This is a genomic window from Acinetobacter sp. 1424608, assembly GCF_000588255.1.
GTDB classification, from domain to species: Bacteria; Pseudomonadota; Gammaproteobacteria; order Pseudomonadales; family Moraxellaceae; genus Acinetobacter; species Acinetobacter nosocomialis.
Map to the genome: position 1 here is coordinate 216,331 of NZ_JFXL01000001.1, position 16,402 is coordinate 232,732.

The 16,402-nt window shown below is 39.5% G+C and carries 13 protein-coding genes; 11 read left to right on the top strand and 2 right to left on the bottom strand.

Going from position 1 to position 16,402, the window contains the following annotated elements:
* Positions 1-18: 18 nt before the first annotated feature.
* Complete coding sequence (locus J678_RS05795) at positions 19-1,155, top strand: acyl-CoA dehydrogenase family protein (RefSeq protein ID WP_017393589.1); 1,137 nt, start codon at positions 19-21, stop codon at positions 1,153-1,155.
* Between the two features lie 220 nt (positions 1,156-1,375).
* Complete coding sequence (locus J678_RS05800) at positions 1,376-3,019, top strand: AMP-binding protein (RefSeq protein WP_017393590.1); 1,644 nt, start codon at positions 1,376-1,378, stop codon at positions 3,017-3,019.
* 45 nt (positions 3,020-3,064) lie between these two features.
* On the opposite strand, the gene J678_RS05805 is transcribed toward J678_RS05800, so the two are convergent.
* On the bottom strand, positions 3,065-3,643 hold the full coding sequence (locus J678_RS05805) for a flavin reductase family protein (RefSeq protein WP_017393591.1): 579 nt from the start codon (positions 3,641-3,643) through the stop codon (positions 3,065-3,067).
* A 169-nt stretch (positions 3,644-3,812) separates the two neighbouring features.
* Here J678_RS05805 and J678_RS05810 point away from each other — a divergent pair, with 169 nt between their 5' ends.
* From J678_RS05810 to J678_RS05850, 9 genes are all read left to right on the top strand, one after another.
* Positions 3,813-4,589, top strand: a complete 777-nt coding sequence (locus J678_RS05810) for a HesA/MoeB/ThiF family protein (protein WP_017393592.1) — start codon at positions 3,813-3,815, stop codon at positions 4,587-4,589.
* A gap of 58 nt (positions 4,590-4,647) precedes the next feature.
* Positions 4,648-5,946 carry an ABC1 kinase family protein gene (locus J678_RS05815; RefSeq protein WP_017393593.1) on the top strand — a complete coding sequence of 433 codons (1,299 nt, stop codon included), beginning with the start codon at positions 4,648-4,650 and terminating at the stop codon, positions 5,944-5,946.
* A 15-nt stretch (positions 5,947-5,961) separates the two neighbouring features.
* Complete coding sequence (gene folB / locus J678_RS05820) at positions 5,962-6,342, top strand: dihydroneopterin aldolase (RefSeq protein ID WP_017393594.1); 381 nt, start codon at positions 5,962-5,964, stop codon at positions 6,340-6,342.
* Complete coding sequence (locus J678_RS05825; protein WP_017393595.1) at positions 6,299-6,736, top strand: 2-amino-4-hydroxy-6-hydroxymethyldihydropteridine diphosphokinase; 438 nt, start codon at positions 6,299-6,301, stop codon at positions 6,734-6,736. The genes folB and J678_RS05825 overlap by 44 nt, the downstream gene beginning before the upstream one ends.
* 258 nt (positions 6,737-6,994) lie before the next feature.
* Complete coding sequence (gene kdpA / locus J678_RS05830; RefSeq protein WP_017393596.1) at positions 6,995-8,704, top strand: potassium-transporting ATPase subunit KdpA; 1,710 nt, start codon at positions 6,995-6,997, stop codon at positions 8,702-8,704.
* Positions 8,705-8,712: 8 nt separating this feature from the next.
* Entirely contained in the window at positions 8,713-10,752 is a 2,040-nt protein-coding gene (gene kdpB, locus J678_RS05835) for a potassium-transporting ATPase subunit KdpB (protein ID WP_086222550.1), read from the top strand.
* A 13-nt stretch (positions 10,753-10,765) separates the two neighbouring features.
* A complete protein-coding gene (gene kdpC / locus J678_RS05840; protein WP_017393598.1) occupies positions 10,766-11,371 on the top strand; it encodes a potassium-transporting ATPase subunit KdpC in 606 nt (201 codons plus the stop codon).
* Positions 11,372-11,409: 38 nt separating this feature from the next.
* A complete protein-coding gene (locus tag J678_RS05845) occupies positions 11,410-14,064 on the top strand; it encodes a sensor histidine kinase (RefSeq protein WP_031956219.1) in 2,655 nt (884 codons plus the stop codon).
* Between the two features lie 11 nt (positions 14,065-14,075).
* Positions 14,076-14,792 (top strand): response regulator, encoded by a 717-nt coding sequence (locus tag J678_RS05850; RefSeq protein ID WP_017393279.1) that lies wholly within the window; start codon positions 14,076-14,078, stop codon positions 14,790-14,792.
* A gap of 77 nt (positions 14,793-14,869) precedes the next feature.
* Here J678_RS05850 and J678_RS05855 read toward each other — a convergent pair whose 3' ends face one another.
* Positions 14,870-16,294, bottom strand: coding sequence for a glutamine synthetase family protein (locus J678_RS05855; protein WP_017393278.1), 1,425 nt, complete (start codon positions 16,292-16,294; stop codon positions 14,870-14,872).
* Positions 16,295-16,402: the final 108 nt, after the last annotated feature.

A 16,402-nucleotide genomic window follows, 5' to 3' on the forward strand; every position in this document is an offset into this window, starting at 1 on the left:
TAAAATAAGGATGTTGAAATGATTCTAAATGCTGAACAAAGCATGGTTCAGGAGATGATGCGTAACTATGCGCAAAATCAGTTAAAACCAACAGCTGCACATCGCGATAAGACCCATGAATTTCCGGCTCAGGAATTAAAAGACTTAGGTGCGCTAGGCGCAATGGGGATGACTGTGCCCGATGAATGGGGCGGTGCTGGAATGGATTATGTATCTTTGGTGCTTGCAATTGAAGAAATTGCTGCAGGCGATGGTGCCATTTCGACAATCGTCAGCGTACAAAATTCATTGGTTTGCGGTATTACACTGGCATACGGTTCAGATCAGCAAAAACAAAGCTATTTGCCAAAATTTGCCTCTGGTGAATGGCTAGGATGCTTTTGTTTAACTGAACCACATGTCGGTTCCGATGCGAGCGCGATTTTATGTAAAGCTGAGCGAGATGGCGACTATTGGGTGCTCAATGGTGTAAAGCAATTTATTACCAGTGGTAAAAATGCTCAAGTGGCTTTGGTATTTGCGGTTACAGATAAACAAGCTGGCAAAAAAGGCATTTCGTGCTTTCTTGTACCGACCAATACACAAGGCTACTTGGTGACTCGTATTGAAGACAAAATGGGCCAGCATGCTTCAGATACAGCGACTATTACGTTAGAGGACTGCCGGATTCCTTTAGAAAATTTGGTGGGTCAAGAAGGTGAAGGTTATAAAATTGCGCTATCTAATTTAGCGGCTGGTCGTATTGGTATAGCGGCTCAATCTGTTGGTATGGCAAGAGCTGCTTTTGATGCTGCTGTCCAATACGCAAATGAACGTAAGGCCTTCGGTGTAGAGCTGGTTCAGCATCAGGCGGTTGGTTTTCGTTTAGCCGATATGGCAACCCAAATTGAAGCGGCACATCAGCTAGTTTTACACGCGGCAACTTTAAAAGATGCGGGGCTACCTTGTTTAAAAGAAGCCTCAATGGCGAAACTCTTTGCATCAACTATGGCTGAGCGAGTATGTTCGGATGCAATCCAGATTCATGGCGGTTATGGCTACGTCAGTGATTTCCCTGTGGAGAGAATTTATCGTGATGTTCGTGTAAGCCAGATTTATGAAGGTGCTTCAGATATTCAACGTTTGGTGATTGCTCGTGAAGTGGCTCAAGTTTAGATCATAACGCATTGAGTTTTTAAACTTAAAACTGCAAGAAGCCGCACATGATGTGCGGCTTCTTGCAATTGAAATGATGCATTTTTGCTATTAGTTTTATTTGAAATAGATGGAAAAGTTGAAGAAATATTCTTCGAGCTTTAGCTAAAACAATAACAGTCAGGACAGATTTTGTGGTCTTACACAAAATCAATCATCCAACGGAATGAAGGTGAGCATCATGAAAACTTTGGCAGAAGCTTATCAGCAATTTGATCTTGCAAAACTCATTGAAGAGCAACTTGTTGGGCATCCCCAAGCAATAAATGCTTATGTTGAGTGCTGTGAGCGTTATATAGGAAAAAATAAAACAGCGCTTATTTGGGAAGGAAAAAACGGACAGACAGAGCACTATACGTTCGAACAACTTGCTGAGCTTTCTGGAAAACTTGCTAACTTCTTTAAAGCACAAGGAATTCAAGCTGGAGATTGTGTTGCAGGACTTTTACCGAGAACGCCTGAGTTATTAATTACAATTTTGGCAACGTGGCGTATAGGTGCTATTTATCAGCCTTTATTTACTGCCTTTGAAGCAAAATCGATTGATCACCGTATTACGACTGCTCAAACTAAATTGATTGTGACCAATGATGAACAGCGCCCTAAACTGAATACCCTGAATGTTCCGGTTATTGTCACTGTTCATCAGACTGGTCCTTTGTCTGAGTATGACTTCGATTTTTGGCAATCTTTACAGCGCTATTCTGAGCAATGTGAGCCAGTAAATCGTAGCTTTGAAGATGACTTTTTAATGATGTTTACCTCTGGTACAACTGGACTTGCGAAGTCTGTACCCGTTCCACTAAAAGCAATTTTGGCATTTAAAGGTTATATGACCCATGCTGTCGATTTGCGTGAAGATGACATGTTTTGGAATTTGGCAGATCCGGGCTGGGCATATGGTTTGTATTATGGCATTACCGGGCCTTTAAGCTTGGGGCATAGCATTATTATGGATGAGCGTTCATTTAATGTAGATCAGGCAATAGAGTTAATAAAAAAATATAAAGTAAGTAATTTAACTGGTTCGCCAACAGCATTTCGCATGTTCTTTGGGTTTAAGGAAAAATTTGATCCTTCAATTAAACAACATTTACGCGTAGTGAGTAGTGCGGGTGAGCCATTAACTCCTGAGGTTGTGAACTGGTTTAAGCAGGATTTAGAGGTTAATATTTTTGATCAATATGGCCAAACTGAGCTAGGGATGGTGATTGCAAATCATCATGCGCTTGAGCACCCATTAAAAGTAGGTTCAGCTGGTTTTGTAATTCCTGGGCATCGTTTTGCGGTGTTAGACCAAAATTATCAAGAATTACCAACAGGTGGTGTTGGTATTTTGGCAATGGACTCGGAGCAATCGCCATTAATGTGGTTTAAAGGTTATGGTGGCAATAATCGCAAAGCCTTTGTCGGCAAATATTATTTAACTGGTGATACGGTCACTTTAAATGAACATGGCGGCATTGATTTTGTGGGGCGTGCTGACGATGTCATTACAACATCGGGCTACCGAGTTGGACCATTCGATGTTGAAAGTACTTTATTAGAGTGTGAGGCGGTATTAGAGTCAGCCGTAATTGGTAAGCCAGATCTGGAACGAACCGAAATAGTCAAAGCTTTTGTGGTACTTAAGCCTGCTTATCAAGCGTGTGAAACATTAAAAGATAAGTTACAGCAATATGTTCGTAACCGTTTATCTCGTCATGCTTATCCAAAAGAAATTGAGTTTGTGGACAGCCTACCTAAAACCACGAGCGGAAAAATTCAAAGAGGATTGTTGAAGCAGCAAGAAATTGCAAAAATGCAGCAAGCTTACGCGAGCTAAATTGAACAAAGGGAAATATTTAAATATTTCCCTTTATTTTTTATATTAGAGGTCGGCTTTCACTTCTTCACCAATTAAATAAAACGTTCCACCAGCAATATAGTGCAGGCTACGAAGTTCTTTTGGTGCATCCTGAAAATGCCAGTGTCCATCTCTAAAAACGCGACTATCTGCCCATGCACCTACAACAGAACCAATAAATAAATCATGAGCTGACTGATTATGCGGTTCAGGAATAAGTTTACAAACCAGCCATGCGATACAACCTGATACAAGCGGACTGGTCAGATCTTTTTGATAAAATAGTTCAACTCCGCAGTGCTCAAGTTTTTGTGGGTCATCCAACTTACTAATGGTACCAAGTTGTTTGGTCATATTGAGCTGTGCATAGCAAGGAACTTGTAGGGTGAAATAACCACTTTGCTCGACAAGCTGTCGGGTTTTAGTGCTTTTATCTAAAACTACAGACACTTTGGCAGGTTTAAACTCTAATGCACATGCCCATGCGGCAGCCATTACATTGCGGTCGTCACCATGTTGTGCAGAAACCAGCACAGTTGGACCATGATTTAATAAACGATAAGCTTTTTCTAACTCTACTGGTGCAATATATGATTGGGACATATTTAGCCTAAGTAATACAGAAAATGGATTGTTCTATTGTTCCAGAAAGCGTGTGAGAAGTAATGTAATGGGGAGTTAACTGAATAAAAAAGTTGTTTCCATTTTATAGCTTTCCTAATGACGAACTTAGTCATAAAATCACTTGGCTTCTAAGTGAAAGGATTAACGTGTGACTGAGCTTCAAGATATCGATTTTGTAGAGTTAAGTGATGAAGAAATGCATCTCTATAGCCGTCAGATTTTACTTGATGGATGGGATATTGAAGCTCAGGAAAAACTCAAACTTGCCAATGTGCTGATTGTGGGTGCTGGTGGCATAGGCTGTAGCAGTGCAGAACTACTTGCACGAGCAGGGGTTGGGAAGATTACACTCATTGATGTAGATACCATTGAGATAAGTAATTTACAACGACAAATTGCGTTTGGTCATGAAGATATTGGTCGTTATAAAGCTGAAGTTCTAGCAAAACGGTTACAGAAAATTAACCCTTATATCTGTGTTGAATACTTTAATGAACGTTTAGACGAACATAACATTGATAGACTTGTTGAACACCAAGACGTCATTTTAGATGGTTGCGATAACTTTACAACTCGCTATTTAGTGAATAGTGCTTGTAAAAAGAATCAGGTCGCATTAATTAGTGCTTCTGCAATTGGCTTTCAGGCGCAAATGTTTATGGTTGAAGGTGATTCAGCTTGTTATGAATGTTTATTTCCAAAAGAACAGCATGACAATGAAGGCCTTCGCTGTGCAGAGTCAGGAGTGCTTGCAACTACTCCTGTAATGATAGCGTCATTACAAGCACATCACACTTTACTTTATTTAGGGCTTAATCGCACTCCTCTGAAACAAAAACTGTTACTTTGGGATGGATTAAATATGTCACAACGTATTGTTAATTTTGATAAAGATATAAATTGTCCACTTTGTCAGGCAAGCTAATCAGCAAATAAAGCAAAATTTGCTACACTTGAGACGAATATTCTGGTTCTAAAGAAATATGAAAAAAAATATTTTATTTGATGGATTGCGCTCAGTTGCCCGTATCGGTGAAACCGCAGTAGTTGCGGCTAAAGCTGGTATTAAGTATGCAACTGATAAGCCAAGTAATGCCAAACTCATGCGTGAGACTTTTGAGTCGCTTGGCTCAACATATATTAAGCTTGGTCAGTTTATCGCGAGTACACCATCGCTATTTCCGCGTGAATATGTAGAAGAATTTCAAGGTTGTTTGGATCAGACTCCAACTCTGCCATTTAGCTATATTCAAGGCGTACTTACCTCTGAATTTGAAGGGCGTGATTTAAGCGAGATTTTTAGTTATATCGATGAAAAACCTTTAGCTTCTGCTTCAATTGCTCAGGTTCACGCAGCTAAACTAACTACATGTGAAGATGTCGTTATCAAAGTACAAAAACCTGGCGTAGAAACTATTTTATACACTGACTTAAATGTAGTGCATTGGGCTGCAAAGCTGCTTGAACGTGCAGTCCCTAAAATCAAGTTTGCTGCTCTTTCTGACATTGTTGATGAAATCAAAACTCGTATGGTGCGTGAAGTCGATTTCATTGAGGAAGCCCAGAACATAGATGACTTTGTTGAGTATTTAAATATTTCTCAAAACCAAGCTGCGACAGCCCCTAAAGTTTATCATCAGTTTTCTACACGCCGTGTTTTGACCATGCAGCGTTTATATGGTGTGTCTTTGACAGATTTTAGTGTCGTGAAACAATATGCTAAAGATCCATCACAAGTACTCATTACTGCCATGAATACATGGTTTGGTAGTCTTATGCTCTGTAAGAGTTTCCACGCTGACTTACATGCTGGAAATCTAATGCTGCTCGAAGATGGACGAATTGGTTTTATCGATTTCGGTATTGTAGGGCAGTTAAAGCCAGAAGTTTGGACAGCCTGTATTGCATTTATGGATGCTTTGCAAAAGACTGATTATCAGGCTATGGCTGAAAATATGCTCAAAATGGGTATGACTCACAACAAAGTTGATGTTCAGGTTTTAGCTCAAGATTTAGAACGTTTGTTTAATGGCGTATTAATGGCCGATCCACAGCAAATTTTGTCTACCAATCCAGCCGATTTAAATGACATCATGATGGATATGGTGGGTGTAGGTGAGCGCCACGGTATTAAATTCCCTCGAGATTTTGCCTTATTATTTAAGCAAATGCTTTATTTCGATCGTTTTATGCGCGTACTCGCACCATATACTGATATTTATGCAGACCAACGTTTGAAAATGGTTCAAAATATGGAACCTGCTTCGTTGTTAAAGCACTAAGGTCAGTTTAAATTTATGGATGCCATTATTATTGAAGGCTTGAAGGTTGATACAGTGATTGGCTGTTTCAACTGGGAAAGACAAATCATTCAACCTTTAATGTTGGATTTAACCATCCATAATGATTTGAGCCGAGCTGCAGCGTCTGACAAGCTTGAGGATACACTCAACTATGCGCAGATTTGTGAGTTATCGGCTCAAACCATTCAACAAGCTAAACCTGAATTAATCGAGCACGCAGCTCATCTGGTTTTGCAATGTTTATTTGAAACCTTTCCAACAATTGAAAAAATTACCATAACCATCCGTAAGCCAGCCATCATTGCAGAAGCTAATGCTGTAGGAATTCGTCTTGAACGCACCAGAAACAATTTTTGCACTCGCCCTAGCGAGTAATTTAGACGCAGCACAGCACTTTACTTTTGCTTATACGCAATTAGCAACTTTGGGGAAAGTGCAGTTTTCATCTGTTTATCAAATTCCATGCCGAGATGGTATTGGAGATGATTACTGGAATTCAGCATGTCTATTAAGAAGCACTTTAGCCTGTGAACAAATAGAATCTTTTTTAAAGAAACTTGAATCAGATTCTGGACGTGTTCGACCATCGCATCATATTTCTTTAGATGTAGATTTGATTGCATGGGGAAGTGATCTGGACCATATGCAATTTAATTCTAAAAAATTACCTTTAGCGCTCGATGTAAAAATTCCTTTATATGAACTTTGGCATTGTGAAAGACTAAAGGCTGATAGTACGCTTTACCCAGTTGTTAATTTTAAATTTTAAGGTCTTTCAAACTAAATTTTACGCAAAATTTACGCGGCCTTTGAGTTCCTCAATAGAGAATTTACGAGCATTTTACCGATACTGAAATCCACTAAATTAGTGTTACTTCAGGACAATAAAGATGCTTATAAATTCTCAAATGCGCATCTTGCATCAGTCTGGCATAGTCTTATGCGGACTAAAAACAAATGATATCTGCTCATCTCTCCTTATTTCCATTTTGGCAAATCAAGCCAAGGGGTATAGAGGAGAATAGCCATGTTAGAACTTATTCTTGTTTTATTTATTGCTATTTTTCTAGCATGGTGCCTCAGTAAATATCTATCCAAAGTGATGGCAAATCAGCCGATGGTTGGCGATGGATTATTTCGTTGGATTGAAAATCCTGTCTATCGCTTGTTAGGTATATCTCCGCAACAACAAATGAACTGGAAACAATATTCTTTAGCATTTGTTGTTAGCTGTATTTTTTTAGCTGTAGCAGTTTTTGCTATTTTTATGACGCAAGCATGGCTGCCATTAAACCCAAATCATGCACCAAATATGAGCTGGGATTTAGCATTACACACGGTTATTTCATTTTTAACCAACACCAACCAACAGCACTATTCTGGTCAAGCTCAATTGTCTTATTTATCGCAAATGACAGGGATTGTAGGTTTGCAAGTCATCACACCAATGATGGGGCTGGCTTTAGTTGTTGCGACCTTAAGAGCTTTCTTTTATCAACGTCCTAGCCATATTGCGGCTGATATTGCCGAACAGCCAGATCAAATTTTAATTGGTAACTATTGGGCAGATGTAATACGCCCTACAGTCCGTTTCTTGCTTCCTCTCTGTTTTGTTTGGTCATTGTTGCTTAACAGCCAAGGCGTACCTGCAACTTTTCAGGGTGGGCCGGAAGTACAGCTTATTGATAAAGCAAATACAGTACAAACCCAAAAAATTCCATTAGGACCAGTTGCACCCATGGTTGCTGTTAAGCAATTGGGTAGTAACGGTGGCGGCTGGTATGGTCCAAATAGTTCTGTACCTTTAGAAAATCCAACGCCACTATCTAATTTATTAGAAATGATAGCGATTTTACTCATTCCAATTACAGTCGTTTTTATGGTGGGACATTTTACTCGACGCAAAAAATTTGCCTATTTTGTGTTTGGTAGCATGCTTTTCATGTCGGTTATTTCAGGTGCAGCAGCTGTCTGGTCTGAAAGTATGTCATCGACAGCATCTCAAATTGCAGTAATGGAAGGTAAAGAGCAACGATTTGGACCAGCAGCATCAGCAGTTTGGGCTGCGCTGACCACACAAGTGAATAATGGTTCGGTCAATATGATGCACGATTCTTCTGCGCCACTTACTGGGCTGGTTGAACTCATTAATATGTTGATTAATGCCATTTGGGGTGGTGTGGGCTGTGGTCTGCAACAGTTTATGATTTATCTGTTACTCGCTGTATTTATTGCAGGCTTAATGACAGGCCGTACACCTGAATTGTTTGGGCGCAAAATTGAAGCAGCAGAGATCAAGTTACTTGCGATTATTATCTTAATTCAGCCTCTTATTATTCTGGCTTTTACAGCCTTGAGTCTTAGTATTCCGGGATTATCAGGTATCACAAACCCTGGACCACACGGTATTAGCCAAGTGTTCTATGAATATGTTTCTGCGTTTGCTAATAACGGTTCAGGTTTTGAAGGCCTTGGAGACAACACCGTATGGTGGAATGTCACTTGTAGTCTTGCTCTTCTTTTAGGACGCTTCCCGACATTAATTTTGCCATTAATGATTGCGACACGTTTAGCAGCAAAAAGAAAAGCACCCGAAACAACAGGTAGCCTTCAGGTTGAAACGCCAACCTTTGCCTTAACGCTGATTACGATTGTTGTATTGCTTACCTTATTACAATTTATGCCAGTTCTTGTCCTTGGGCCAATTGCCGATCAACTTTTGTTGGTTAAAGGCTAAGGAGGCGAGTGAAAATGAATACACAAACTCATATAAATAGCCATAAAACAACTGTGGCAGTACCAAGTTTTGAAGTTTGGAAAAATGCTTTTGTAAAATTGTTACCCCAGCATGCAATTAAAAATCCAGTCATGGCAATTGTATGGCTTGGAACAGTAATCACTGCTCTAAGTACCTTAATGGGATATGCCACACTGGTATTCGGTTTGGTTGTCACAGCAATTTTGTTCATTACGATTTTATTTGCTAACTATGCTGAAGCGGTTGCAGAAGCTAGAGGTCGTGGACAGGCATCTTCATTACGTGCAGCAAGAGAAAACTTGACTGCTCGAAGACTTAATTCTTTGACAGACCGCCAAGCAACTCAAGTTGCAGCTACTGAACTTCATTTAAATGATTATATTGAAGTTCATGCAGGTGAGCTTGTTCCAGCCGATGGTGAGATTGTAGAAGGCTTTGCGACCATTAATGAATCGGCTGTTACAGGTGAGTCTGCACCTGTGCTACGTGAAGCTGGAACTGACCGTTCAGGTGTTATTGGTGGGACTAAAGTTCTTACAGATCGTATTGTTGTGCAAGTGACTGCTGAATCTGGTCAAAGCTTCTTAGACCGTATGATTGCTTTGGTTGAAGGTTCAAATCGTCAAAAAACACCAAATGAGATTGCACTTGGCTTCTTATTAATGGTGATGACAATTACCTTCTTAATTGTTGTGATTAGCTTGCCGTTTATTGCTCATTATTTGGATATTGAACTTGATCCAGTCGTGCTCGTTGCGCTGTTGGTCTGCTTAATTCCAACAACCATTGGTGGCTTGTTACCTGCGATTGGTATTGCGGGTATGAACCGCGCGCTCAAAGCCAATGTTTTGGCGAAATCAGGTAAAGCAGTAGAGGTTGCGGGTGATATTGATGTGCTTTTACTCGATAAAACAGGAACCATTACTTATGGTGACCGTCAAGCGACTTCTTTTTATCCTTTAACTTCTGTAAGTGAGTCGGAGTTGAGAGCTGCTGCTTGGGTAAGTTCACTTGCCGACCCAACACCAGAAGGGAAATCGATTGTTAAGTTAGCAAAAGAACAAGGTTTAAAACAGCAAGAACCTGAGCAAGCCGAATTTATCTCTTTTAGTGCTTCGACTCGAATTTCTGGTGTGAATTTACCGAATGGTGAGCAAATTCGTAAAGGTGCTTTAGATGCAATCTTGAAATTTGTAGATGAAGATTATTCTCAAGATCTAGAGTTAAAAGCACGTGTTGAACAAGTTGCTAAAAAAGGGGCAACACCGTTGGTTGTTGCAAATCAACATCATGTATTGGGTGTGATTGAACTCTCTGATGTAATTAAACACGGTATTAAAGAACGTTTTGCTCGTTTAAGAGAAATGGGTATTAAAACTGTCATGGTCACAGGTGATAACCCATTAACCGCTGCTGCGATTGCTGCTGAAGCGGGTGTAGATGACTATATTGCCGAAGCAAAACCAGAAGATAAACTCGCTTGTATTCGCACCGAACAACAACAAGGTCGTTTAGTTGCGATGGTCGGTGATGGTACTAACGATGCGCCAGCACTAGCACAAGCCGATATTGGCTTAGCCATGAACTCGGGTACACAAGCTGCAAAAGAAGCCGGCAACATGGTTGATTTAGACTCAGATCCAACCAAACTTCTTGCTGTGGTTGAGATTGGGAAACAGCAACTAATTACCCGCGGTGCTTTGACAACATTTTCGTTAGCAAATGACGTCTCTAAATACTTTGCCATTTTGCCTGCGTTGTTCGCTGCTGCGATTCCACAAATGCAAGTATTGAATGTAATGCATTTGGCGAGTCCAAATAGCGCGATTTTATCTGCATTAATTTTTAACGCGATTATTATCCCGCTATTAATTCCAATCGCACTCCGAGGCGTGAAATTTAAACCTTCAACTGCAACTCAGTTACTACGTCGAAATATGTTGATTTATGGGGTGGGCGGTGTGGTTCTACCATTCATTGCCATTAAAGCGATTGATGTTGTTATTGTTCAATTATTTGGTTTGTAATCTGGAGTTTGAAATGAAAACTTATGCACAAAATTCAGAAGCAAATTTGGGTCAGACCTTAAGAGCATCTTTCGGACTTCTAATTTTTACTCTTGTGGGTTGTGGTGCTGTTTATAGTGCGATCGCTACAGGTGCGGGACAGGTGTTATTTAACAATCAAGCAAATGGTAGTTTGATTGAAATAAACCATAAGGTTCTAGGGTCAAAATTAGTCGCTCAGCCATTTGTTGGGGAAACTTATTTTCACCCACGTCCTTCAGCGGTTGCTTATGACCCAATGTCTATGGGGGCCACAAACTTAGCCCTTACTAATCCAGAGCTGCAAAAACAAATTGATGCACAGATTCTTGCGGTAAAAAAACAAGACCATACGGGCAATACAGCTATTCCAAGTGATTTGGTGACTAAATCAGGTAGTGGTATCGATCCGCATATTAGTCCTGAATCTGCTCAGTTACAGGTTGCCAGAGTAGCTCAAGCGCGTCATTTAGACCCTAAAGTTGTAGAAGAGTTACTCCAAAAGCATATTGAACCAGTTCAGTTTGGTGTACTAGGGCAAGCTCGTGTTAATGTATTAGAGCTAAATATCGCTTTAGATCAATTACAATCTACACATTAACTTAAAAATAAAATTGTTAGTTTACCGGATGATATCAAGTGCAAAGCAATCGCGAAAATCAGGCTGAGGCCTTATTAAATCATGTAAATAGATATCAAGCCGGTCGACTAACAGTCTTTCTCGGTGCAGCGCCTGGTGTAGGAAAAACCTATGCCATGCTCGCTCGCGCTAAAGAGTTATTTCAACAAGGTACAGATGTTGTTGTTGGTATTGTTGAAACCCACGGAAGAATAGAAACTCTAAAAATTTTGGAAGGCTTGCCTCAAATTGCTAGAAAGGAAATGCAATATCAGGGGCATACTTTAGAAGAAATGGATTTGGATGCTATTTTACTCAGGCATCCGGAAATTGTTTTAGTTGATGAGTTGGCTCATCGCAATATACCCAATAGTCGCCATGAACGACGGTGGCAAGATGTCAATGAATTACTAGATGCGGGTATTGATGTATTTACCACCATGAATATTCAGCATTTAGAAAGCTTAAATGATGTGGTACATCAGATTACGGGCATTCGAGTAAATGAAACTGTGCCAGATCGGGTGTTTGACCGTATTCGAGATATTCGTTTAATTGATTTACCTGTCAGTGAACTCATTGAAAGGCTCCATCAAGGAAAAGTCTATGTGCCAGAGCAAGCGAATCTGGCATTACAAGGCTTTTTTAGCATTTCAAATTTAACTGCATTGCGTGAACTGGCAATGCAATGCGTTGCTGAGCATGTCGATTCGGACTTAAAAGAAAGTTATGCCTCTAAAGGCTTGAAGTCTATCTCACTACAAAATGAATTAATGATTGCGATAGATGGACAAGGTTCTTCTGAATATTTAGTGCGGGCAGGTTGTCGTTTAGCTGAACGCTATGGAGCAACATGGACTGTAGTGAATGTTGCTAAAAGTTTGGACTTGGGACAGAGTTCGGGAAATTCATATAAAAAAGAATATATTGAAATCGACCGCGCATTTGAGCTGGCTCGACAACTCGGTGGTCGAACAGAAGTCTTATATGGGCATCGAGTTGCGTCAGTGTTAATGGATGCCGCGGTTGACCGAGGAATTTCCAATCTGGTTATTGGTAAAAGTATTTCACCGTGGTGGTCAAAGTTATTTAAGAAAAATTTAGCTCAGCAATTATTAAATCAAGAAAACTCGATTGCTTTAACGATTTTGCACCCAGAACAGGGCACTAAAAAGACAGCTCAACTTGAGAAGCCATTATTTTTATCATTAAAAGAAAGTGTTTTTGTTTTAGCGGTAACATGTGCAAGTATTTTTATAGCTCACTTTGCCGAAGTTCTATTGGGTATTGAAGACTTCTCTGTCATTTTTATTATTTCAGTTTTAATTGTAGCCACTAAAACCCGAATGCTTGCTGCAGTAGTCGCCGCTCTTATTTGTTTCTTAGCCTATAACTTTTTCTTTATAGCACCACGTTTTACATTTCAAATTTCAGCACACCAAGGTGTGGTTACCGTTGTTGCTTTTTTTGCAGCAGCTTTAATTGCTGGGCGGTTGGCTTCTCAGTTACGCCAGCAAGTTTTATCTTTAAAAGCTGCCAATGCCTACACCACAGTAATGCAAGACTTGGCACGTAAGCTTTCTAGTGCAGTAAATCTTGAAGAAGTCATGCAAACCGGTCGTATGACTTTAGAAACCCAGCTTCAAACTAAAGTGTGGATTTCTATCCAAGATAGAGTTATTTCATCTGACATAGAACTAAATGATAAGGAAAAAGTAGCTGCAGAATGGTGTTTGAAACATCAACAGCCGTGTGGACGTTTTACCGATACCCTTAGTCAATCGAACTGGTGGTTTTTACCACTTTTAGAGCAAAAAAATAGCCTAGGTATAGTGGGAATTTACTTTAAAGATGACGTGGTTTATCTAAATTTTGAGCAGAAAAAACTAACTGAAAGTGTAATTGAGTATATTGCACAGGCAGCACTTCGAACCCAATTGGTCAATGAACTTGAACAAGCAAAAGTGACCAGTGAAACAGAGCGTTTACGTTCTGCTTTATTATCTTCGGTATCGCATGATTTACGTTCACCACTTGCTTCTATTATTGGAGCCGCAGATACGCTTGCCAATTTTAAAGCTGATATGTCAGAACAAGACCAGCAAGATTTACTTGAAACAATTCATTTAGAAGGTGAGCGTCTAGACCGTTATATTCAAAACTTGCTTGATATGACGCGCTTAGGCCACGAAGGTCTAACCTTGAAAAGAGACTGGATTGGGGTAGATGAGTTAATTGGTTCGGCAACCCGCCGTTTAAAGCGTTATAAGCCAGATACTCAAGTGATGGTTCAGTTACCTGAGCAACAAATTAGTTTATATGTTCACCCTGCACTGGTAGAGCAAGCTATTTTTAATGTTTTAGAAAATGCCGCAAACTTTTCACCTCCAGATGAACCAGTCATGATTCGTGCTCATCTTTCATTAGAAGATGAAGTAAAAATTGAAATTGAAGATAGAGGTGCGGGAATTCCTGAAGATGAAAGACATCGCATTTTTGATATGTTTTACACGATGGAACGAGGAGACCGTGGAAAGTTTGGTACTGGTTTAGGGCTTACAATCGTAAAAGCGATTATTGGTGCTCATATGGGTACAATAGAAGCATTTTCAGGGCGCCAAAATAAAGGTACTTTAATTCAAATCAGATTACCCATTCACCCAGTAAAAGAATAAGTTGTAAATTCATGATAAGTTCCGAAACATCACCTGTAGAAACACGTATTGTGATTATTGATGATGAGCCTCAAATCCGTAAATTTTTAGACATCGCTTTAAGAACACAAAAATATAAGACCATGCTCTGTGAGACAGGTTACAAAGGCTTAGAAACTTTGGCGACCCAAGGTGCTGACTTAGTTATTCTAGATCTGGGCTTACCCGATTTAGACGGAAAAGAAGTGCTTCAAGAATTACGTAGCTGGTCGAATGTACCGGTTATTGTGCTATCTGTAAGGGCTGACGAATACGAAAAAGTTGCTTTGCTAGATGCTGGCGCAAACGATTACATGACCAAGCCTTTTAGTGTGCAAGAGCTTTTGGCGCGCATACGTGTCATTTTAAGAAACCAACCGATTCAGCAAGAAGCGCATGTCTATGACGATGGTTATCTTAAAGTTGATGTTACGCAACGTTTGGTTTGGGTCGAGCAACAACCAATTACGTTAACTCGAAAAGAATTTCAACTTTTGACATTGTTAATGCGCTATCAAGGACAGCTTTTAACCCAGCCACAGCTCTTAAAAGAACTATGGGGCCCAACCCATCAGGAAGATACGCACTATTTACGTATTTTAGTGGGCAAGTTACGCAGTAAACTGGGGGATAACGCAATTCAGCCACGCTATATTGCAACTGAACCTGGTGTTGGATTGCGTTTTTTAGCTAAACAGAAAAATCATTAATTAGATATAAAAAAAACCTTAGGGTATTTCTCCCTAAGGGTTTGCAAAGTGGTTTATAGTTTTTTTGCTTTTTTTATTTATATATCCCAATGTTGTTCTGCTTCAGTCATTTGACTATAAATGTTTTGATATTCAGCCTGCTTAACCGTGTACCAATGTTCGACAAAGTCAGCGCCTAAATATCCTTTTAAAATAAGACTTCCTTTAAATATTTTTAAGGCTTCTGGTTGATTGGTAGCTAATAAAATATGCTCGTCTGGAAATTTTAAAAGATGAGCAGGTTTTGGTAGTGGTAATTTATGAGATAAGCCGTAAGATACACCTGCTAAAATATTTGCTGTAACCAGATAGGGATTACAGTCAGCGCCAGCAACACGATATTCTAAGCGTTGATTTTGTACATCTGAGCACGGAATGCGGATTGCGACATTACGATTATTGGTATCCCAATTGGCTTCTAATGGCACATGATGCCCAATTTTAAAACGTCTATAAGAATTAATATTAGGCGCTAAAATCGCCATAGATGCAGGCATTAGCTCAATAAGTCCGCTAATTGCACTGAGTAAGTTGGTAGAAAGTTCATCTTTCTCTTCAACTGAACTAAATATATTTTCATGGTATTGATTCAGCATGCTCATATGAAAATGCATGCCGCTTCCAGCCTTTGCCAAGTTGGGTTTCGCCATGAAACAAGCAGTTAAGTCATGCTTTCTTGCGACTTGCTTTACAATTCTTTTTAAAGCATTAATTTGATCGCATAGCTTCAAAATGTCATGGCTGTGTTGAAGATTTAGTTCATATTGTCCAGGAGATGATTCCGCAACAATCGCGGTAATTTCAATAGATTGTAGTAGAGCAGCTTTTTCAACCTCATCTAGGACTTGTTGGTAGTTATTGGGTGCATCTATATCAAAACATTGGTTTTCTATACAGGTTTCAGCCTGATGCTGAGGTGAGAAAAGATAAAATTCTAATTCGGCAGCCATGACAGGAAAGTAATTATGGGTATGTAACTGATTTAATATTTTTTTTAATATATTGCGTGGTTCATAGCGACAGTCTGTACCATCTTCTTCTTGCATTGATAGGTAAAGCTGAGCATTTAATTCTGGGGATAAGGCACTTGGTTGCAAGCTGCCTAAAATGGGCAGGCAAAGTCTATCTGGTTCACCAATATATTTTCCTAATCCTGTCTCTTCAATTACTTTTCCATCAAGGCTCATGGCGTAAACAGAAAGTGGAAAATAACATCCATGAGAGAGATTTTTCAGACTCTTAACGTCAATACGTTTACCACGAATATGCCCGTTTAAGTCATGTAGACAAATATCAATGTGCTGAGTCTGAGGATATAAATTTAAATATTCATCAACTTCTTTTAAAAAAAGTTCTGCGTTGAAAGTGTGATCTTGTGTTGGTGGAATAAAATCATCTGATATTTTAAATGCCTTAAAGTGAGAATCTTTTAAGTTTAAATTTGGGTAAATAAGCGTACTCATTATAAAAAACCTTGGTGGTTATTTAGCTAAAATCCTACCTTAGCCCTTGAAGTAAATCGCGTAAAAAAAGAGTAAAATGATTAAAGAGAGTTTTATAAATAATTTTTA

Bases quoted from the DNA above. Each gene is read 5' to 3' on its own strand.
- J678_RS05805 (WP_017393591.1), bottom strand. From the start codon at position 3,643: ATGTCCCAATCATATATTGCACCAGTAGAGTTAGAAAAAGCTTATCGT.
- J678_RS05855 (WP_017393278.1), bottom strand. From the start codon at position 16,294: ATGAGTACGCTTATTTACCCAAATTTAAACTTAAAAGATTCTCACTTT.
- kdpC (WP_017393598.1), top strand. From the start codon at position 10,766: ATGAAAACTTATGCACAAAATTCAGAAGCAAATTTGGGTCAGACCTTA.
- folB (WP_017393594.1), top strand. From the start codon at position 5,962: ATGGATGCCATTATTATTGAAGGCTTGAAGGTTGATACAGTGATTGGC.
- J678_RS05815 (WP_017393593.1), top strand. From the start codon at position 4,648: ATGAAAAAAAATATTTTATTTGATGGATTGCGCTCAGTTGCCCGTATC.
- kdpA (WP_017393596.1), top strand. From the start codon at position 6,995: ATGTTAGAACTTATTCTTGTTTTATTTATTGCTATTTTTCTAGCATGG.
- J678_RS05850 (WP_017393279.1), top strand. From the start codon at position 14,076: ATGATAAGTTCCGAAACATCACCTGTAGAAACACGTATTGTGATTATT.
- J678_RS05800 (WP_017393590.1), top strand. From the start codon at position 1,376: ATGAAAACTTTGGCAGAAGCTTATCAGCAATTTGATCTTGCAAAACTC.
- J678_RS05795 (WP_017393589.1), top strand. From the start codon at position 19: ATGATTCTAAATGCTGAACAAAGCATGGTTCAGGAGATGATGCGTAAC.